Origin of the sequence: Halovenus amylolytica, assembly GCA_004015825.1 — an archaeon.
Lineage (GTDB): Archaea > Halobacteriota > Halobacteria > Halobacteriales > Haloarculaceae > Halovenus > Halovenus amylolytica.
In genome coordinates this window covers 17,357-37,380 of record SAYS01000018.1, presented here as the reverse complement: position 1 = coordinate 37,380, position 20,024 = coordinate 17,357, and the positions used below count along the sequence as shown (strand labels likewise).

General features: G+C 59.3%; 18 protein-coding genes and 1 pseudogene. 11 read left to right on the top strand and 8 right to left on the bottom strand.

Annotated elements, in window-relative coordinates; translation table 11 throughout:
• Window positions 1–33: 33 nt before the first annotated feature.
• Entirely contained in the window at window positions 34–264 is a 231-nt protein-coding gene (locus EOW68_RS14190; protein WP_128225824.1) for a hypothetical protein, read from the bottom strand.
• A 251-nt stretch (window positions 265–515) separates the two neighbouring features.
• Between EOW68_RS14190 and EOW68_RS14185 the strand changes: the two genes are divergently transcribed.
• Both EOW68_RS14185 and EOW68_RS14180 read left to right on the top strand, forming a co-directional pair.
• Complete coding sequence (locus tag EOW68_RS14185) at window positions 516–1,826, top strand: hypothetical protein (protein WP_128225823.1); 1,311 nt, start codon at window positions 516–518, stop codon at window positions 1,824–1,826.
• A gap of 412 nt (window positions 1,827–2,238) precedes the next feature.
• Window positions 2,239–2,619, top strand: a complete 381-nt coding sequence (locus EOW68_RS14180) for a hypothetical protein (RefSeq protein WP_128225822.1) — start codon at window positions 2,239–2,241, stop codon at window positions 2,617–2,619.
• 139 nt (window positions 2,620–2,758) lie between these two features.
• Here the strand turns inward: EOW68_RS14180 and EOW68_RS14175 are convergent, their stop codons facing one another.
• Entirely contained in the window at window positions 2,759–3,040 is a 282-nt protein-coding gene (locus tag EOW68_RS14175) for a DUF357 domain-containing protein (protein WP_128225821.1), read from the bottom strand.
• A 428-nt stretch (window positions 3,041–3,468) separates the two neighbouring features.
• Here EOW68_RS14175 and serB point away from each other — a divergent pair, with 428 nt between their 5' ends.
• The gene (gene serB / locus EOW68_RS14170) at window positions 3,469–4,104 is read left to right on the top strand and encodes a phosphoserine phosphatase SerB (RefSeq protein WP_128225820.1); all 636 of its coding nucleotides are present in this window, start codon (window positions 3,469–3,471) and stop codon (window positions 4,102–4,104) included.
• A gap of 26 nt (window positions 4,105–4,130) precedes the next feature.
• Here the strand turns inward: serB and EOW68_RS14165 are convergent, their stop codons facing one another.
• A complete protein-coding gene (locus tag EOW68_RS14165; RefSeq protein WP_128225819.1) occupies window positions 4,131–5,795 on the bottom strand; it encodes a DNA-directed DNA polymerase II small subunit in 1,665 nt (554 codons plus the stop codon).
• Between the two features lie 87 nt (window positions 5,796–5,882).
• On the opposite strand from EOW68_RS14165, the gene EOW68_RS14160 reads away from it, so the two are divergent.
• Window positions 5,883–6,662: a S24/S26 family peptidase gene (locus tag EOW68_RS14160; RefSeq protein WP_128225818.1), complete on the top strand. Its 780-nt coding sequence runs from the start codon at window positions 5,883–5,885 to the stop codon at window positions 6,660–6,662.
• A 15-nt stretch (window positions 6,663–6,677) separates the two neighbouring features.
• Here EOW68_RS14160 and EOW68_RS14155 read toward each other — a convergent pair whose 3' ends face one another.
• Window positions 6,678–8,252, bottom strand: a complete 1,575-nt coding sequence (locus EOW68_RS14155; RefSeq protein ID WP_128225817.1) for a Cdc6/Cdc18 family protein — start codon at window positions 8,250–8,252, stop codon at window positions 6,678–6,680.
• An 867-nt stretch (window positions 8,253–9,119) separates the two neighbouring features.
• Between EOW68_RS14155 and EOW68_RS14150 the strand changes: the two genes are divergently transcribed.
• The 3 genes from EOW68_RS14150 to EOW68_RS14140 are packed head-to-tail and all read left to right on the top strand — an operon-like array spanning window position 9,120 to window position 10,930.
• The gene (locus EOW68_RS14150; RefSeq protein ID WP_128225816.1) at window positions 9,120–9,767 is read left to right on the top strand and encodes an Era-like GTP-binding protein; all 648 of its coding nucleotides are present in this window, start codon (window positions 9,120–9,122) and stop codon (window positions 9,765–9,767) included.
• 4 nt (window positions 9,768–9,771) lie between these two features.
• A complete protein-coding gene (locus tag EOW68_RS14145) occupies window positions 9,772–10,152 on the top strand; it encodes a DUF2073 domain-containing protein (protein WP_128225815.1) in 381 nt (126 codons plus the stop codon).
• Window positions 10,153–10,156: 4 nt separating this feature from the next.
• A complete protein-coding gene (locus tag EOW68_RS14140; protein ID WP_128225814.1) occupies window positions 10,157–10,930 on the top strand; it encodes an OapC/ArvC family zinc-ribbon domain-containing protein in 774 nt (257 codons plus the stop codon).
• Window positions 10,931–10,956: 26 nt separating this feature from the next.
• On the opposite strand, the gene EOW68_RS14135 is transcribed toward EOW68_RS14140, so the two are convergent.
• Both EOW68_RS14135 and tatC read right to left on the bottom strand, forming a co-directional pair.
• Window positions 10,957–12,003: a hypothetical protein gene (locus EOW68_RS14135; RefSeq protein WP_128225813.1), complete on the bottom strand. Its 1,047-nt coding sequence runs from the start codon at window positions 12,001–12,003 to the stop codon at window positions 10,957–10,959.
• 78 nt (window positions 12,004–12,081) lie between these two features.
• Window positions 12,082–12,981 (bottom strand): annotated as a pseudogene (tatC, locus tag EOW68_RS14130) (twin-arginine translocase subunit TatC); the annotation flags it as partial.
• A gap of 179 nt (window positions 12,982–13,160) precedes the next feature.
• On the opposite strand from tatC, the gene EOW68_RS14125 reads away from it, so the two are divergent.
• On the top strand, window positions 13,161–15,401 hold the full coding sequence (locus EOW68_RS14125; protein WP_128225811.1) for a twin-arginine translocase subunit TatC: 2,241 nt from the start codon (window positions 13,161–13,163) through the stop codon (window positions 15,399–15,401).
• A 223-nt stretch (window positions 15,402–15,624) separates the two neighbouring features.
• A complete protein-coding gene (locus EOW68_RS14120; RefSeq protein WP_128225810.1) occupies window positions 15,625–17,229 on the top strand; it encodes an alkaline phosphatase in 1,605 nt (534 codons plus the stop codon).
• A 15-nt stretch (window positions 17,230–17,244) separates the two neighbouring features.
• Here the strand turns inward: EOW68_RS14120 and EOW68_RS14115 are convergent, their stop codons facing one another.
• Entirely contained in the window at window positions 17,245–17,736 is a 492-nt protein-coding gene (locus tag EOW68_RS14115; protein WP_128225809.1) for a GNAT family N-acetyltransferase, read from the bottom strand.
• Between the two features lie 126 nt (window positions 17,737–17,862).
• On the opposite strand from EOW68_RS14115, the gene EOW68_RS14110 reads away from it, so the two are divergent.
• On the top strand, window positions 17,863–18,918 hold the full coding sequence (locus EOW68_RS14110; RefSeq protein ID WP_128225808.1) for an NAD(P)/FAD-dependent oxidoreductase: 1,056 nt from the start codon (window positions 17,863–17,865) through the stop codon (window positions 18,916–18,918).
• Between the two features lie 93 nt (window positions 18,919–19,011).
• Complete coding sequence (locus EOW68_RS14105; protein ID WP_128225807.1) at window positions 19,012–19,293, top strand: DUF7545 family protein; 282 nt, start codon at window positions 19,012–19,014, stop codon at window positions 19,291–19,293.
• A 30-nt stretch (window positions 19,294–19,323) separates the two neighbouring features.
• Here the strand turns inward: EOW68_RS14105 and EOW68_RS14100 are convergent, their stop codons facing one another.
• On the bottom strand, window positions 19,324–19,986 hold the full coding sequence (locus tag EOW68_RS14100) for a 2,5-diamino-6-(ribosylamino)-4(3H)-pyrimidinone 5'-phosphate reductase (protein WP_128225806.1): 663 nt from the start codon (window positions 19,984–19,986) through the stop codon (window positions 19,324–19,326).
• Window positions 19,987–20,024: the final 38 nt, after the last annotated feature.

The following is a 20,024-nucleotide window of genomic DNA, read 5'->3' as shown; positions in this document are numbered from 1 at the left end:
ACAGACAGACGGAACGACTCGGAGTAACCACGATCAGTTTCCGGTGTTGTCGAACCGGTACCGGTAGGGCTGGTCGCGGATGACCTCGACGTCGCCCGTCTGGGCACGCCGGCCGAGTACCGTCGCGATCCGGTGAGCACTCTCGAAGGACTCGTCGTGCTCTTCGAGCAGATGAAGGATTTCCCGCGCCGTCAGCGGCCCGTCCGCGTTCGACTCTTCGAGCACCGTCCGGATGCGCTCGAACTCGCCGCGGTGTATGCTCATACGTATGTCAACTGTTTCCATCCTCATTAAACGGCGTCAGACAAATGTAACGAGTGTTATACGGCTGAATCGCCGGACATCGAAACTATCAGTCTGTCAGCACCTGTCAGACACACTGTCTGCCAACGAACCGACACCCGCCAGCGCGCTTTTATACACGTACACGTTGGATACAGATAGATGCAATCTGACTGGGTATGTATTAAGAAAAGCTGGGAACAGATTGCAGGTCAGTACAGAGGTGAGCGGGAATGAGTACCGGGCGAACAGCGGCCCTCATTCTGGTCGGGACGCTCCTGGCAGGGACGCTGTTCGGAGCGACTGCCGCGATCGGGGCGGATCGGACAGCCTTCGATGGGGAGTATACCTCGAATACATTCGACGAGGAAGGCGTCTACACGGAGATGACGGCGCAGATTCGGGAGAACGTCACGACAGATATCGACGAGATCCTCGACAACAAACCGCGGCCACAGGGGGTGCGGCTCACACTCACCAGCGAAGAAGTTGCAGAACAGGGTGTGACAGAGGAGTTCGTCGGCGGCGAGATGGACCGAGTCATCGGCGAGTTGTACCAGTATCTCCACGGCGAGCGTGACGATCTCGCTATTCAGATCGATCTCACGGGGATGAAAGCGACAGTCTCCGAGACGATCGTCGACGGCGTCGAGATCGACACTCCGACGCTGGTCGGCGCGAAGAGTGACCAGGTTGATTCGGAGACGATCGCACGACTGAGCGAGAACGAATCAGCATACCGGGATGCACAGATCGATCTGCCGCCCGGCGAGCGCGAAAACATCGCCGAAGAACTGGAGACGAACGCGCGCGCGGAGTTGAGTGACGAAGACGAAGCGTTGACAGCCGCCGTCCTCGATCACCAACAGACCGTCCTCGACGGACTGACCGGCGAGATTAGCTACGAGGAGTACGTCGACCAGTTGGCGAGCAACGAACAGCGGATCAAAGAGGAACTGGCTGCGTCGGCAGTCGCGGACGTTCAGGATCAGGGGCCGGCCTTTGGCGAGGATGAGGATCCGGAAGCCGCCTTCGCTCCCTTCGCGAGGGGGATCCAGTGGGGGACGACCGCGACCTGGCTGTTGCCGCTGACCTCCGTCGGACTCGTTGGCCTGGGGTACGCCATCAGCCGGTCGAAAGAGCAGACGGCGTCGATGACCGCAGGAGCCCTGCTGTTGGCTGGCATCGTCGGCGCCCTCGTCGGTTGGGCTGTCCGGCCGGTGTTCATCGATAGACTACGGCCGGAACAGGGTGACCCCGGACCGCTGTTCGATGGTCTGATGGGAGTTGTCGATGGCACACTGCAGACGATCGGTCAACAGTCAGTCGTGCTGGTCCTCGCTGGTGGTCTACTGTTCGCCGGTATCGTCGCCGATCGCCGAGGAATGTTGCTTCCGGTCAGAGAGCAACTCGGAATGGGTCCGAGAGCCGAGGTGACCGGAGCAGGTGAAGGTGGCGGTAAAGCCGGGGAGTTCGGCGCTGCTGACGACGACGCAACCGAAGCGGCAGCGGGCGAGACCGAGGAGCGATCCGGGCAGCAATAACTCGAACGATTTTTCAAATGCTCGTAACTAACGGGAATTAATCTCGATTGCGGCCGACTGAATCAGCCGATAAGTTGTAGCGAACGAAAACGGTAGGCAAAAAGAAATTTGTATTAGCTTGTTCGCTGTATTCCAAGAAGATGTCAGCAAGCGCGTCACGCCAGAAAGACATTCTATTGATGCTATTTGCGGTACAGCTCTCTCTCGTTGTCGTGATACTCCCGGATGCGTTTCCGCTATTCATTATCTCTGTTATAATCACTCTGGCAGTGGTATTCGAAGAAGTGATTCGACGTCTGGACGAATACTCTGAGTAGTGAATGTTTGTTAACAAACAATACAGGTTATGAATCGCCGATCTGTCCTCGCCTCGATCACGACGGGTATTGCTGGAGCGGTAGCAGGTTGTGGTGTGATCGAAAATAGAGTTGCCGACGACACAGACCCCCAGATGAACTGGGAGACGATCGAGCAGTTAGATGTCGAGGTCAGCAACGCTGGAGAAAACGACGCAGAGATTTCGTTGTCACCAGATTCGTTCCGGGAGCCGTTTCAAGAAGAAACATTACGCCCGAACGAGACAATGTCTGTCTCACTTCTGCCATTCGACGAAGACCCACCGGACGGTTCGATGCTCGAAGTCCGTGCAGTAATCGATCAAATCGACCACGATCAGCCAAGAATGCGATTCACGAATGAGATTATCGAATTTGAAGAACTATCTTGTAGAGAGATACAGGTTGATGCAGTTGTCGACGATGAAAAAGTGACTACCAGCACGTCCTGTAAGTGAACCAAACGACGCTTTTCTGCCGAATCTATCTTTCTCTTTCGCACACACTTCGTGACAGTTATCGAGTGCTGTGACGAGGTGATCGGTATGTAAGGCCCCTATACCGACCGATATGACGATTTGGGGTTCGACAGGGTGATCAGATCGTAAACAGGTGTCCCTCCCGTGGAACGTCAAGCACGCCAATACGAGCACCACAGTCGAGCCAGGCGTGGCCGTAGGAGAAAGCAGCGAGCGCGTTGACTGGATCGTCGTTCGACCTGAAATGACGGCCATCTTCGAGATAGGAGCGGGCCATCTCCGCACAGTCTTCGGCCGCCTCGAACAGCGGCGTGTCTTCCGGCGGGGCGATTGCAGCTGCCTCGACGGCCTCGGCGAGTAACTCCTCGTACTGGTCGGTCTTGGCTTCGAGATCGGTCATACCGGACGTTTGTCGTCTGTAGGGTAGTGTTTTGGTTTCGAGGGGCAAGAAGATCGCGCTGAGAGAATAGAGTGGATAAACCGCTTCGAACAGCAAGAAAGCCCCGCCCTGCGTGGAATTCCACATCGGGTGGGACCGAGCGGATGCGGAGCATCCGCGAGGGTCGGAAACCGCAGGTTTCCGGGACTGAAAGGGGCCACTCTCTCGATGGGCGAGACGACGTAAGCACCGCAAGTAATGAGGAGCGCAACGAGTCGCAGCCAGAGAGGGACCGAAGGTCCCTCAAGCAGTCGGCGCGCAGCGCCGACGACATCGAGAGAGTGGGGGCTTTCTTGCTGTCTGTGGTCGCAATTTGAAATCTCATTTTCGATCCACCACGAGCGAGCGAAACCGCGACTTTTGAATCCCCCGGCGCCGAAAAGCGAGCAATGACACTCGTAGCCTTCGATTTCGACGGGACACTGTCGGACTCTGAGATGACTGTACTGCTCGGCGACCAGTGTGGCGTCGCCGACCAGATGGGCGAGATCACGGAGCGAGCGATGAACAACGAAATCGAGTACGCCGAAAGTCTCCGCCAGCGCTGCCGGCTGCTGGAAGGCCTCTCCGACGAGAAAGCACAGGCTGCCTTCGAGCAGGTGACACTGCGACCCGGCACTGCTGACGTGATCGACGCACTCGACGAGGCCGGCGTCTACACCTCGATTCTGACCGGTGGCTTCGAGCGGGGTGTCGAATCTGCACTCGAAGCGGAGGGGGTCGGCGTCGAGACGATCATCGCCAACCGCCTCCCAGTTGCAGATGGCAAGCTCACGGGCAACGTCGAAGGACCACTCATCGAAGGGACGAAAGACGACGCACTGGAGGTGCTGACAGCGACCGTCGGCGAGGCGATGGCGTCGACAGTTGCAGTTGGCGATGGCGCGAACGACCTCCCGATGCTCGAAGCCGCCGGACTGGCGATCGGATTCTCGCCGAAGCCTGCAGTCGAACCAGCCTGCGATATCGTGGTCGAGTCGATGCCCGAGCTACTGGACGTGCTGAAAGAACAGAATATCGCCTGAGAAGACGGATCAGGCCGGCGACACACTCACACGAACTGCCGGATCGTCAGATCCAGCGTCTGGAGATCGACGATCGGTGCGTAGCCGACGTCGGGTTCGAGATTGACGCTTTTCTGGAAATCAGTCTGTGACTGCCAGCAACTGGAGTTTATCATCGTCACGTTGTGGTAGCTGCCGTAGCCGAGTTTGTGGACGTGGCCGGTGTGGAAGATATCCGGCACCTCCTCCATCACGAGGTGGTCTTCGGCCTCCGGTGCGACGCGGGTGTGACCACCGTACTGCGGCGCGACGTGACGTTTCCGAAGCAGATGTCGCATCGCATCCTGCGGTCGGTCGTAGCTGGCCTCCTCCTCTGGAAGTTCTGCGATCACCTCGTCCAGCGAGACGCCGTGGTACATCAGCACCGAGACGCCCTCGACTGTGACCGTCGAGGGGTTCGCGGAGATGCGTGCATCGTGGGCGGACATGATATCCCGGAGCTCCTCGTCGAAGGCCGGCTGTGGCTCGGCGAGGCGGACCGCGTCGTGGTTCCCGGGGATCATGACGACCTCCATATCGCCGGGCACCTCCTTGAGATACTCGCTGAATCGCTCGTACTGATCGTAGATATCGACGATGTCGAGTTCCTCGTCCTGACCGGGGTAGACGCCGATCCCCTCCACCATGTCGCCGGCGATGAGGAGATACTCGACGTGATCGGCCTCGTCGGTGTGCAGCCAGGCGGCGAACTCCGACCAGGCGTCGGCGCGGAACTCCTCGCTGCCGACGTGAATGTCGGAGATGAGCGCAGCTTCGACTTTTCTGTCGGCTGTCGACGGTTTGTGTGTCCGTGGAATATCCGGGAAGTGGAACGTATCCACGAACAGGATGCCACCGTCGTCTGCCAGCGTTCCTTCGACTGCAACGACTTCGTCTGTGAGCAGGGTGAGTGCTTCGGAGGCGAAGTCGCGGTCTTTCATCACCAGACAGGGGAAGGTGCCGGTAGTATCTTCGAGTTCGACCAGCCAGTGGCCACTCGCCGTCGTCCGAATATCCGAGACCATCCCGATCAGCCCGGCGTCGCTGCCCGGCGTCATGTTCTCGATAGTCTCCGTCGGGCGGTGGTTGACACGGCCACGGAGCTGTCCAGCGAGTTTCTCGTAGCGGTCCCGGAACACCGAGACGAAATCTTCATACGCCCCGGTTCCCGTACTGGATATATCGCCGCTGACAGTGATACTCCGCTCGGGGCTGGTCCCCGAACCGGAATCGTCCGTCCCCGACGGCTGCTGTGAGGCCGCCACTGCTGTCGATGTAGGCTGGGTCGAGCCGGCTGCAGAAGCTGGCTCCGACCCCCGATCCTGCAACCCCTTCGTTTCGACTGGAGATCCCTCACTGACCTGCTGTGGTTTTGTCGATCCGTCTCCAGTCGAAACAGAGGGGTTTGTATTTGACGATTCGGATCCCTCCTTTGATCCAGTATTTTGCGGGGTAGAATTCGAATAATCACCAGCAGTCGGTTCGGTATCGAGGATAGCTCGGACGTGGTCTGCAGAGAGGACGAGGGTGTCGTCTGGGGCAGTTTCGACTGCGCGTTCGATCGCACGCTGTGGGTCGGACTGGTTCGCAAGTAACGTCACTGCCTGGCGGTCGGCGTTGTAGCCGTGGGCAGCGAGTTCCTGGACGACACGAGCGGGCGTCTCGAGGGGCACGTTCGTACATAGATGGAGGTGCGCAAAAACGTAGCGGCTTGATGTCTCATCAGAACATTCAAACATGGAAGGGAGCAAACATAGGTGATGAGTTCCCCCGGAGACGAGGACGAACCGGACGAGTCCGGGGACCACCCGAGACAGGAATCAGCAGATTCTGCCGAACGGTCGGATCACAGTACCGACCAGCAGTCAGCGACCGCCGCCGAACCAGGGCTAGATATCGGCGAACCCGGCGAGGGGCCGAGCTATCGGACCGAGCCCGAGGACGACTCCGGACTGTTCAGCGACGAGTTCGTCGTGTTCGTTCGAGATCTCACGACGAGCGTCCTCGCCGTCATGTTGCTCGGGGTGTACATCTTCATGATAAGCGGTGTCTGGCCGCCGATGGTCGCTATCGAGAGCGGGAGTATGGAACCGAACATGGAGGTCAACGACATCGTCTTCGTGATGGACAGCGACCGGTTCCAGCCCGGTGAGGCACAGGGGGAATCGGGTGTCGTGACCGCCGAAGTCGGTGCGGAGACAGGCTACTCGAACTACGGTGGAAACGGTGACGTGATCGTATTTGCTCCGGATGGGAACGAAAATAGAACACCCGTGATACACCGCGCGATGTTCTGGGTCGAAGAGGGTGAAAACTGGTTCGACCGGGCGGACAAGGAGTTCGTTGGCGGTGCCGACTCGTGTGAAGAGATCGGTGCCTGTGAGGCCCCACACGACGGCTTCATCACGAAAGGGGATGCCAACTCGGCGTACGATCAGGCAGGCAACGGGAACATGGAGCCAGTCAAACCCGAGTGGGTCGTCGGTACTGCCGAAGTGCGGGTGCCCCGACTCGGGTGGCTACGGTTGCGGTTTCAGTGACACCAACGGAGATAGTTACGAGTTGTCGAATCGCGCCTGGACGAACGGCTGGACATCTTCGATATCGCCCAGCCGGGAGTCCGAGAGAAGGACGGTCTCGGTCTCTTCGAGTGGAACCGAGAGGCTGATCTCTTTGGTGCGGCCGTACCGACCTTTCGAGACGACCACAGCGTTGACGATGCCGAGCATATCGAGTTCGCTGATGAGATCTGTGACACGGCGCTGGGTCAGCACGTCGGCGTCGATCTCATCACAGAGTCGTTTGTAGATGTTGTACACCTCGCCGGTGTTGATGTTGTGGACGCCCTGTTTTTCGAGGAGGATGATCGCGAACAGGACGAGTTTCGACTGCTGTGGGAGTGTGCGGACGACCTCGACGACCCGGTCGATCTCGATTTTCTCCTGGGCCTGGCGGACGTGGTCTTCCTCGACGTCGTCCGTGTTGTCCCGCTCTGCGAGTTCCCCCGCCGTCCGGAGCAGATCGAGTGCCCGCCGGGCGTCCCCGTGTTCCTGTGCTGCGAAGGCGGCACACAGCGGGATCACGTCGTCAGTCAGCGCCGCATCTTTGAACGCGATCTCCGCCCGGGCTTCTAGAATGTCCCGGAGCTGATTGGCGTCGTACGGGGGGAAGACGATCTCTTCTTCGCCGAGGCTGGAGTTGACGCGGGGATCCAGGAAGTCGGTGAACTTCAGATCGTTCGAGATACCGATGATCGACACCCGGGAGCGTTCGAGTTCCGAGTTCATCCGGGAGAGGTTGTACAGCGTGTCGTCGCCGGATTTCTCGACGAGTTTGTCGATCTCGTCGAGCATGATGACGACGACTCGTTCGCGGTAGTCGACGGCGTCGAAAAAGGAGTTGTACACCCGATCCGTCGGCCAGCCGGTCATCGGGACCTCCGTGAACGACTCTTTTTCCGCTGTGAGTGACTCGATCTCCGCTTCGAGAGCCGAGACGGAGTCGAACTCGGTGGATTCCAGAGACTGCGGGTTCTCGCGCGCGCGGTCGAGATCGGACTCACGCTCTTCGATTTTGTCCTCGATGGCCTCACGGTTCTTGCCGACGAACTTGTTGGCAAGCTGTGCGAGCACGCGGTACTGTGTATCGGTTACCTCGCAGTTTATGTACTCGACTTCACAGGGGACCTCGTACTTCGTCGAGGTGGATTCGAGTTCCTCGCTGACGAACTTCGCACTGGCTGTTTTCCCGGTCCCCGTCTTCCCGTAGATCAGGATGTTCGACGGCGTATCCCCACGGAGTGCGGAGACGAGGATCGTCGCCATGTTGTTGATCTGATCTTCACGATGGGGGAGTTTTCGGGGGGTGTAGGATGGCCGGAGCACTTCCTTCTTCTCGAAGATCGGCTCACCACTCAGGAGGTCGTCGAACAGCCCGCGGGAGGCTTCCTCGTTGTCCTCGTCCTCCTCACGGAGTATCTCGTCGATGGACTGTCCCCGGTCCTCGTCGAGGGCGTCGGCTGTCTCACTCAAATCGGGTTCCTCACCGTCGGATTCCACGGGACTGTCACTGTCATCTGAGTTGCTATCCGCATCGACCTCCCCTTGTGTGTGTTCGTTTGTGTCCGTCATACTCGATCCGTAACCCCTCTATTTCGGGTGGAAATGCCACCGCGCGGACTATATCCCGGCGGAAACGGCCCGAACAAGCTATTCTGAGAGTTTTCGGGCTTCTGGCGCGTCCAATTGAACCACAAGAAACCCCGGTGGAGACTATATTAAGTATTTCGATTATTTCAGACCGACAGTAATAATTTGTGATCGAGAGAACGACAGTGTGTCTGTTTTCGAAAAATCAGGAAGTCAGTAGATGCCGATAGATACACTCAGATCGGTTCCAGACGAGTGGTCGGGAGAGCTGTAAATGGGACTGCTGGAGTTGTAGCAGAGTGTGTGAACTGGGGTCAAGGGGCTGAGCGTGTGAATTGTAAACAGTGGGTGGGGAGTTATCGATGAGATCGGAGAGAGTCGAATCAGAGAGAGAACGATGCCGTAACCCCCCCACCCCTTTGTTTCGGGTGGAACGGCAAACAGAGGTGTCCCCCCTCAGAGCGCCCAACTAGACTAGGGAATCTTTATGTAGTATGTGTTAGAACAGTATCCGTAGAGTGTAGAAGTATTTTTCTAGACTATCATCTTATTATTTACTAGTGTTACTAGTGTATTAATCTAGATGGAGAGAGAAAGGGCCGTCTTATCTGTGGGTTCTACTTTATCAAAAATCAGTCATACTACTCTCGTCTACTGTCTCGGGGACGGGGGGTCGAGCCGTTCCAGTTGAAACGAAGGGGTGGGGGGCACGGGACGGAATGAGAGTCATCACCAGGCGATCCCACCAGCTGTGTCAGTGTGTCTCATTCGTAACATATGTCTGACGTAGTCTTAAGTAAGTCGCGTCAGCTTGTTGATTCAAGCCCCACGAGGGGCAGGGAGGAAAGGATGGGACTGCTTACAAACCTCAGATCGAGCATTTCACGGGCAGTATCGTCGTTGTTTTCGGAGGAGGAGCCAAAGCGGATCGGTATCTACGGCCCTCCAAACGCCGGGAAAACAACGTTAGCAAACAGAATCGCACGGGACTGGACCGAACACGGTGACGCAGTCGGCCCGGAGAGTCACGTACCTCACGAAACTCGTCGCGCACGCAGGAAAGAAAACGTCGAGATCGAACGTGACGGCAAGACGGTCACGATCGACGTCGTCGACACACCTGGTGTGACGACGAAGGTCGATTACACCGAGTTCCTCGAACACGATCTGGAGAAGGAGGACGCGGTTCGACGATCCAGAGAGGCGACCGAGGGCGTCGCCGAGGCCATGCACTGGCTTCGGGAGGACGTCGACGGTGTCGTCTACGTACTGGATTCGACGAGCGATCCGTTCACGCAGGTCAACACCATGTTGATCGGGATCATCGAGAGTCAGGATCTCCCAGTACTGATCCTGGCCAACAAGATCGATCTCGAAGATTCGAGCGTTCAGCGGATTCAGAACGCCTTCCCACAGCACGAGACGATCCCGCTGTCGGCGCTCGAAGGTGACAACATGGACGAAGTGTACGACAAAATCGCGGAGTACTTCGGGTGATACGATGGCAGATCTAAAGAAACCAGACGGCGTCCAGATCGACCTGATCAGCGCCGCACGCATGGACGGGCTCGCGAGCATGGAAAAGATTCGGCTGATCCTGGACGGCGTCCGGGATGGAAACATCGTGATTCTCGAAGACGGGCTCACACCGGACGAGGAGTCGCGACTGATCGAAGTGACGATGACGGAGATCAGTCCCGACGAGTTCAACGGGATCGAGATCGAGACCTACCCCCGCTCGGAGACGGCCGACGCGAGCTTCCTCGACCGGCTGATGGGTCGCCAGTCGACGAACAAACTTACCGTGATCGGGCCAGCGAACCAGATCGAAACACTCCACAAAGACGAAACGATCATCCAGACGCTCGTCTCACGAAAGTAGACGCATGCCACACCAGTGTACAGACTGCGGCCGGCAGTTCGACGATGGCTCCAAAGAGATGCTCTCGGGCTGTCCCGAGTGTGGGGGAAACAAATTTCAGTTTCTCCCGGCATCACAGTCAGCTGACACCCCACCCGAGCCGCCCGGTGAGGGAGTCGCTGGCGATTCGGACACCGACCGGTCTGTCGCCCGGACAGTCGGCAACGCTGCGACCGCAGTCAAGGACTTCGTCGGTGGCTCCTCCGAACCCACACGGGAGCGCCCGGAGTCAGCAGCCCCCGGCAGTTCGACTGCAGATGAAACATCTCCCTCCAGTTCGACACGGGAGGGACCGAGTACCGCCAGCTCGACTGCATCGACCGATCGGGAGATTGGCTCCGGCCAGCAGTCGAGCAGACAGCCCGGACAGTCGCCCACGGAGTCCGAACCTGCCGCTGCAACGATGGCCGACACCGAAGACGAAGCACAGGCCAGCGCCCGCAGTGAGGTTATCTCACCGGACGAACTCCCCTCCTCGACGGAGACGGAGCCACGCTGGCCGGGAGAGAAGCCGGCCGCAGCTGACGCTGGTGAGACTGACGACACTGCCGAATCCGAGCGACCCGATCTCTCCGAACTCCGGGCGGAACTCAACCAGCAGTTCGAGTCGATCAAGGTGCTCGAACCCGGTCAGTACGAACTCAATCTGATGGAACTGTTCGACCGCGAGGAGTATATCGTCGCCCTGCAGGAAGACGGCAAGTACACCGTTCAGGTTCCGGAAGACTGGAAAGAGTGATTTTCCGGCGTGTCGACTATTTTCGCTCAGAACTCCGACAGCAAATAGACAACGACGATCGCGACCAGTCTGTGCCCGTCGGGAACTCGTATCTGTACCAGCCGGCCGTTCCGTTCGATTTCCACTGCACCGAGTACGTCGAGTAACTGCTCACGAATCTCTGGTGGGAAATCGACGATATCTCGCTCACCACTCGCACCGAGCAACGTGGTGATCGCGGTCAGTTGACTCCGGAGGTCGTCTGCAGCCGAACTGGAGGCTGCCCTGATCGTCACCGAGAGCACGCCCCCGTTCAACGAGCCGTAGCCGTACGCCAGGGTTTCGAGATCGACGATCCGACTCCCGGCCGACGGTGCCCCGAGTCGTTCGAAGAGATCCTCGGGAAGGAGAAAGCCAAACTGCAGTGGGCCTGCCGGTGCCGAGCCGACTGCCTCGTCGATCACACCGCTTCCGCCCGGTTCTACCCCTTCCCGGACGTCGATCACCCCCTCTATTTCGTGTCGAGCACCGACTGCGAACTCACCGTCACCGAGAGCACAGACAGTCAGCTCCCGGGAAAGTTCTTCGTTTCCGACGATATAGAGGTCGTACCCCTCGTACTCGGAGTCGTCAAGCAACAGATCCGACCCAGCCAGCGACGACCGAACGGTCTCCGGATCGGTGTTCGACTCGAAAAGAAGCCCACCCCTGTTTCCACCCGGGCCAGTAATCGCCCCGAACCCGGCTATCTGCTCCACCGTCCGGGGATCGATCCCCGTCGTCTGCTCGACCGAATCGAGAAGGCTCTCCAGATCGGTCGGTGTGGAGACTCCCTGCACATCGAGTTCGTCGTCGAAGGCGGTGTGAACGGCCTGGTCCGACAGTAGTTCACCTCCGTTTCCGGTGGCGACAAACTCCATCCCTGTGGGCGTTCCGTCCGGCAGGGCAGTCGCTGTCGTCGAGGACTCTCCCTCCTTCCAGTAGAGGTAGCCGAAGCCGAGCGTTCCGACCAGCCCGACCGTCCCACCGAGTTTCAGCAACTGCCGGCGTGTGTGCATACCGTCGCCGCTCAGGGGCTGGGGGTCGTCTGTCATCCGACGTTACCTGCTATGCTCACTACACGGGAATCAATGTAGTGGTTGGTACTGCAGGCGAGATAGCTGTGGCTACCGCCCTGTCCAGCGCAACAGCAGCAGTGTCAACTCGAACAGCCCGACCATCGTCACTCCGACCAGGATGGGTGCCATCCCGGTCGGGTCGGGGCTGAAGAGGAAGGCGACGCCGGCGAAGGCGGCCCAGAAGATGAGCCGGCGGTCTTCGATCCAGCGCCGGGTCGTCACCCCCATCATGATCGCGAGCATGATAAAGAGTGGAATCTGGAAGATGGCTGCGAACAGCCCCATCATCAACAGGATGAGATTGAACGTCTCTGTCAGTCCGAAGGCAATCTCGGCGACGTCGGCCGAATAGTAGAGGAAATACGAGAAGATGAGCGGGAGAATGAGGAAGTACGCGAAGGCGACACCGACCAGCGCGAGGATGAGACTCGTCGGCACTGAGGCGAGGTAGTAACGGCGTTCGTGTGGGTACAGCCCCGGGCGCATGAACAGGTAGCTCTCGTAGACGAAGACGGGCAGGGCGGCGATAAAGCCGACCAGCGATGCGACCTTCAGGCGCGCGAAGACGAGCCCGAGCGGGTGGTAGACGCGGGGACAGGCATCACCGCCTGGACAGTCTGCGACCTCGCCGGGCAGAAACGAGTACCAGAAGAAGTTGATCAGATCGTCGGCAAAGAAGAAGGTAAAGCCGCTCACGACGGCCATCACGAGGAAGACGACGCCCAGTCTGCGGAGCATCTCCTCGATGTGGGCCGTCAGCGGCATCTCCTCGTCGTCGGGGGCACCGCCGAAACCACCCTCCTCGATATCTGGAGGGACGCCACCGTCACTGACCGGTGACTCTCCCTCACCGACCGGTGACTCCCCCGCACCGACCGGTGACTCCCCCTCACCGACCGGTGACTCCCCCGCACCGACCGGTGACTCTCCCTCACCGACTGGTGAGTCTGCGTCACCCCCGGTGTTTCCCGATGGCATTACTTCGCTGTAGCTTTGCTATTCTTGTAAGCCTTCTTTCTCGCTGGCCCACTGTTTCGAATGGAAAGAGCCCCCAAAACCATCCCACATTCGTAGCGATCGGCTGCTATCGAGAGGAATAGATTGATAACCGACAGTCAGTAAGTCCCCAACAGATGTCTGGCGCGATCGATGAAGATACAGCCAGGACGCTCGCGAACGGTCGTGCGAGCGTCGCCTCGGTGTTATCGGCCGCCCAGAACAATCTCAAGAAAACCTTCCTCGTCTTTCTGGTCTTCTGGCTCGGATCCTTCTACGCACTCCGGATGTTCATCTGGGAGCGACTGAAGACGGATCTCGTCTACAACCTGATGAACGAGGAAGTCAGAGAAGCGACGGATATCGTCGCGACGACACCCTTCGAGGTCATTCTCCTCCAGGTCAAAATCGGTGTCATCGTCGGGATTCTCGGTACGATCCCCTTCCTCGTCTACTTCAGCCGGGATTCGCTCAGAGAGCGTGGTTACTGGCCGTCTTCGGAGATTCCACGCTGGAAGCTCTGGAGCTTTGGAGTCGCGATCGTCCTCCTCTTCCTCGGTGGTGTGAGCTACGCCTACTTCCTGTTTTTCCCCATCATGTTCGACTTCCTCGCCGCGAATGCGGTCCAGTCGGGATTCAAACCGACCTGGTCGATCGCGCTGTGGACGGAGTTCATCTTCTTCCTCGCACTTTCGTTCGGGATCGCGGCACAGCTCCCGCTCGCGATGAGTTCGGTCTCGCGTGCGGGGATCGTTCCGTACGAAACCTTCCGCGACAAGTGGCGCTACGCCGTCGTCGGGATCTTCGTCTTCGGTGCGATGTTCTCGCCGCCGGATCCGTTCACGCAGGTGATGTGGGGCGTTCCACTCGTCTTGCTGTATTTCATCAGCCTCGCCGTTACGAAATTCGCCGTCCTCTCGAAACAGGCCGGTGAACAGGTCTCGACGAGAGCAGTTGCCAGAACCCACTGGAACAAACTCGCTGGCAGCTTCGCTCTCGTTGTCGGTGCGATGTACATGTTCTGGATCGAGGGCGGCAACGAGGTTGCCAACAGCCTCCTCGATGCTGTCAACTCCAACTACCGGGCGCTCCCTGCCGAGGAGTTTGCCTACGGCTTCCCGCCGACGGCCGTCGCTCTGGCTGCTGGCTCGGTGATCGGGCTGGTCGTGGCGACTGTCCTTCTCTTCTATTACCGGATCCAGGCACTCGAAGCGCGGACAGACGAAGCCGAAATCGAGGCCGCACTCGCCGGGAATCTCGAAGGCGAAGACGACGAGGAATCCGCCGAGCCCGAACCGGAACCCGAACCGGAGCCCGGCGACCCTGCCACGGTCGATATCGGCTCGATGAGTGCCAACGCAGTCGAAACGGTCCCCCTCGAAGAGTTCGCACAGCTCGACCAGGAGACGGTCCTCGAATACGCTCGGGACGCTGTCGACGAGGACAACCCAAAGAAAGCGCGGGCGCTCATGGATCGCTTCGAGGCGGCACAGGAACTCGATCTCGGCGAGGACGAGGACGACGAGAATGTCCTCACCTCGACGACGACGGGGATGGTGGATGCCTTCACCGACGAGGAGACGGACGAAGACGATATCGGCGGCTACTACTACGATATCACGTTCATTCTCGACTCGCTCACCTCGAAGGCGATCTGGATCGTCGCGACGTTCATGGTCGTGATGGCCGGCGTCTTCATGTTCCTGTACAGCGGTGGGATCGGGACGATCCAGGATATCTTCTTCCGGAACATCCCAGATCAGGTCCAGGGCCAGGCAGAGATCGTCGTCCTCCACCCGGTCGAGGCGTTGATTTTCATGCTGAAGTTCTCGACGCTGCTCGGCTTCGTCGCGGTCGTGCCGATCTTGCTGTATTTCGCCTGGCCGGCGATCGAAGAGCGCGGCTTCTCGACGGGCGGCAACCGGAACGTGTTGCTGGTCTGGGGTGGCCTGCTCGCCCTGTCGGTGATCGGTGGGAGTCTGCTCGGCTTCCTCTACATCGCGCCGACGGTCATCTCGCTTCTGGCGACCGACGTGATCAACTCGAATATGGTGATCGCATACCGGATCAACAGCTTCGGCTGGCTGGTCATCTATCTCACCATCGGTATCGGATTGCTCGCAACGATCCCGATGACGATGATCCTCTTCCATCACGGTAACATCGTCGGCTATCCGCGGTTCCGAAAGAGCTGGCGGGGTGTGGTGCTCGCCTTCTTCGCTGCGGCCGGGCTTCTCTCTCCGTCGGGCATTTTCACGATGTTCATCGTCGCGATTCCGGCCGGACTGGCCTACGGCTTCGGGCTTGCCTGTCTCTGGGTGTACGAGGGTGTCGGCCGGGCTGTTCCGAGCTCTCGCAAGGAGAAAACTGCCGACTGATAGTGGTGTCGCGATCTGTTCCATCCGGTAGTCGGTTCGCTCGGCAGGTAACTCCTCACCAACGTACTGGGTTGGCACGGTTGTATCAACCCGATTAAATTCGGGTATATACTGGGTTGTATGTAGGAGATATATCCTGTAAATATTGGATATAGTTCTCTCGAGCTGAAAATATCAATATTATAAACATTATTTATTACGCGGAGATTTCACCGAAATGTCGATGAAACGACGCAACTTCATAACCGGCCTCGGTGCATCACTGGCGCTCAGTCAACTCGGAGTCGCGGGCGCACAGGAAAATTCTGCGAGTAGGGAGACACACGGTGATATCGAGAATATAATCGTCATGCTCGGCGACGGGATGGGGTTCGATCCGATCCAGACAACCTCACACGTCCACGGCGATCTGGCAATGGAGTCGATGACGACGGCAGCGATGACGCGTACGTTCCCACGGGGCGGAGAAGTCACTGGATCCGCTGCGGCGGGGACAGCCCTCGCAACTGGTTTTCAGGCCTACAACGGCCAGGTGAGCGTGAGAGGTGATGAGGGTGCGAGCGCGGACGAGGTCGAACCGGTCACGACACAACTCGAAGCAGCACAGGAACTCGGGATGGCGACAGGACTGGTGACGACGACCCGGATCACACACGCTTCACCGGCAGTGTACGGCTCTCACGTCCCCGACCGTGGGATGGAAGGTGAGATCGCCAACCAGTTTCTCGATCACGAGATCGACGTAATGCTCGGTGCCGGGCGACGCGAGTGGTCCGACGACCAACTCCATCGGGCCGAAAATCTCGGCTACGACGTCCTCCACGACGCTGCGGATCTCGAAGAGACAGATGCCGACCACCTGCTCGGACTGTTCGACGAGAGTCACCTCACCTACTCCCTGGATCGGGACGAGAGCCACCCCGACCTCGCACAGATGACTGCCGCTGCTGTCGACCGACTCGAAGACGACGAGGATGGGTTTTTCCTCTTCGTCGAGGGTGGGCGGATCGATCACGCCGAACACAGTAACGACGCCTGGACGACCGTCGGCGAAACGAAGGATTTCGACGACGCAGTCCAGTGGGTGCTTGATTACGTCGAAGACCGTAGTGATACGCTCGTCGTCGTGACGTCGGATCACGAAACTGGTGGAATGTCCACAGGCAATGGTGACTACGGTGACGTTCTCGATATTGAGGGGCTCGCGAACGCGTCGGCAAGTTCGGGTGTGATCGCTCAAGCGATTGCTGACTCCGGAGACGTTCGCGGTGTGATCAATGACCATCTCGACTTCGATGGGGAACTCGGTGACGAAGAGCTCGAACAGATCGCAGCGGCAGTCGAAGACGACGGCGGATCCACCACGATCGGACAGATCCTCTCACCATATCTCGGCATCGAGTGGCCACACACCTCACATACGGGTCCCGGACAGATCGTCCTCGCTGCCGGTCCCGACGATACAACTGCGGGATTCGACGGCTGGTACCACCACCACACCGACCTCTCTGCGACGCTAAGTGCAATCTTGCTGTTCGGTGGCGTCGCGGAGGTTCCGGAGTCCTACCGCGAGCAGTGGGAACAGAACGTCCTCGCTCGCGGTGCCGACGGCATCCGTGACGCCTATATCACAACGCAGTATCTGGGCCCCGTCGGAGACGACGAACTACTTTCCGTGCTGGATACGAACGACGACGGTCTCGTCGATCTGTCGGACGTGCTAGCGATTTACGATGGTGAAGGTGTCACGCCCGATGCGGTCCAGTCCGTGGGTGAGGGGGCGCTATCGGACGTGAGTGACGCCGCGGATTCTGTTCACCAGTTCTGACTGTCGTATTCCGGTCTATATCGATCGCTGAAATAATGTCTCGCGGACTGTCTCGCCGAACAGTTCTACCTCCTGTGTTTCGACTGGAGTGTACCCCCGGGCTCGATAGAACGACTCTCCGAGGTCGTTGTCGGCGAGCACTTCGAGTTCGATTCGCTCGCAGCCCCGATCGTGGGAGTACTGCTCGAACCGTTCGAGTAACTGGGTTCCGATCCCCTCTCCCCAGCGGTCGGGATCGACGTAGATCGCACCCAGTTGTGCCGTGGTTTCACCAGCGTGCCCGCTGACGTAGCCAACGATCTCCCGGTCTGTAGCAACAAAATAACCGACGCGCTCCGACTGGATCGCCTCGCGTGTCCCCTCGGGGCTGTACCACTCCCCGAGCGCAGCCGCTATGGTCTCCTCGTCGAGAATGTCTCCGTAGGCTGCCCGCCAGCTGCGGCCAGCCAGAGCGACGACCGCGTCTGTGTCGTCTGGCCGTGCCCGGCGGACGGTGACACTGCTCATATCCCTGGTTGAATCGTCAGTCTCATGAATCTATCCGGGAGCTACTAACCGCGTGTACCGGCCCCGAATGCGTCGTCGGCATACGACAGCGCAACGTACAAACGGCCGGTAGCCGTATATTACTACATGACAACGGAGCCAGTCGAACACCGGCGCATGATCATCGCTGGGACAGGCATTGCAGGGCTTACTGCTGCGATTTACGCGGGCCGATCCAACAACGCACCGCTCGTGCTGGAGGGTGACGAACCCGGCGGCCAGCTCACACTGACGAGCGACGTCGCGAACTATCCGGGGTTCCCGGACGGGATCGGTGGGCCGGAACTCGTAAACCGGATGAAAGAGCAGGCCGAACAGTTCGGGGCCGAACTCGACCACGGCGTCGTCTCTCACGTCGAGAAACGCAACGACGGCCGGATTCTGGTCGAACTCTCCGACGACACCCGCTACACTACTGACGCATTCATCGCCGCCTCGGGCGCGAGCGCGCGGACACTCGGTGTCCCCGGTGAGGACGAACTGATGGGGTACGGCGTCTCGACGTGTGCGACCTGTGACGGCGCGTTCTTCCGCGGCGAGGATATGCTCGTCGTCGGCGGTGGCGACGCCGCGATGGAGGAGGCGAACTTCCTGACGAAGTTCGCGGATACGGTCTACATCGCACACCGTCGCGAGAACTTCCGCGCGGAGGATTACTGGATCGACCGGGTCCAGGAGAAAGCCGACGACGGTGAGATCGAGATCATGCGAAACACCGAACTGCTGGAGGTCCACGGCTCACCAGAGGACGGCGTCGATCACGTCACCCTCGCCCGGAACGACGAAGGATATCCCAAGGACAACCTCGACGATCCGGGGACGGAAACTGTCGATCTCGACGTGGGCGCGGTCTTCGTCGCGATCGGTCACACGCCGAACACCGACTATCTCGAAGGGACCGACGTCGAGATGGACGAGACTGGCTATCTCAAAACCGCTGGCGGTGACGGCGGCGGTCAGACCGAAACTGCTGTCGAGGGGATCTTCGGCGCGGGCGACGTCGTCGACCACCACTACCAGCAGGCGGTCACCGCCGGCGGGATGGGCTCGAAAGCGGCGATCGACGCCGACGAGTACCTCGAAGACCTCCCCGAAGTCGAAGCCGGAACCGCCGAAACGCAGGCCGCCGAAGGCGACGACTGACGGCTCGGTTTTTATCATTGGAGGAACTCCGACTGTGGTTCTCTCGCCGGGAAGACCCGGAGATGTTTATGTGATCGCTCTCCTAACGGCAGTATGGCAGAAACTGTTACGGTAACACTGGAATCGGACGATAAACACGACGAACTCGAACTCCCCGTCGCAGCGGTCGATTTGCTCGACGAGAACGACGAGGGTGCACCGACCGTCGTCGGTGATCTGGCGATCCTCGGCGTCGCCCAGCAACTCCACGGCGCGATCCACCACGCAGAGGGCGAGGTCGGCCCGGAGATCGAGGAGGCAGAACAGAAGACGATGGACGTCTTCGAGGAGCGGTTCGGCCGCTCTTTCGCAGAGATGACCGGTCACGACCACTGATTTCGGCTCTCCGATCTTTCCGTGTCCTTCTCAGGGTACGTGGTAGCGCAGGACGACGCCATCGTCGATGCGCTCGACTGTCTCCAGTTCTAGCTCCGGAAAGCTGGAGACGAAGCCCTCACCGTCGGCCAGCGTCGGCGCTTCCCGTCCCCCGATGATCATCGAGCCGACGAACACCGACAGTCGGTCGACGAGGTCGGCCTCGAACAGCGAGTAGATAATCTCACCGCCGCCTTCGACCATCAGCTGATCGAGTCCGTGGTCGGCGAGTTCCTCGAACGCAGCCGCGAGGTCGACACGATTCTCGCCAGCGCTGATGACGGTCGCGCCCGCTTTCTCTCTCTGCGCGACGAAATCCGGTGGTGCGGCCTCGCTGACGAGCAGGTAGCTATCGGCTTGGTCGTCGAGAACCCGTGACTCCGGTGGCGTTCGGACCCGAGAGTCGGCGACGACGCGAGCGGGGTTCGCCGGCTCACCGCGTTCGATCCGCGCCTCACGAAGTGACTCGTCATCGACCGTCAGCGCGGGATCGTCGGCCAGCACCGTTCCGACACCGACCATCACCGCGTCGCTGGCAGCACGTATCTGGTCCATGCGTTCGAAATCCCCCGGTCCGCTGATCTCGATCTGCGTTCGTTCCCGGGTGGAGAGTTTCCCGTCTGCGCTCATTGCAGCGTTGACGACGACTCGCATATCTACTATGCCGAGTGGAGCCATCAATAAAACAGTGG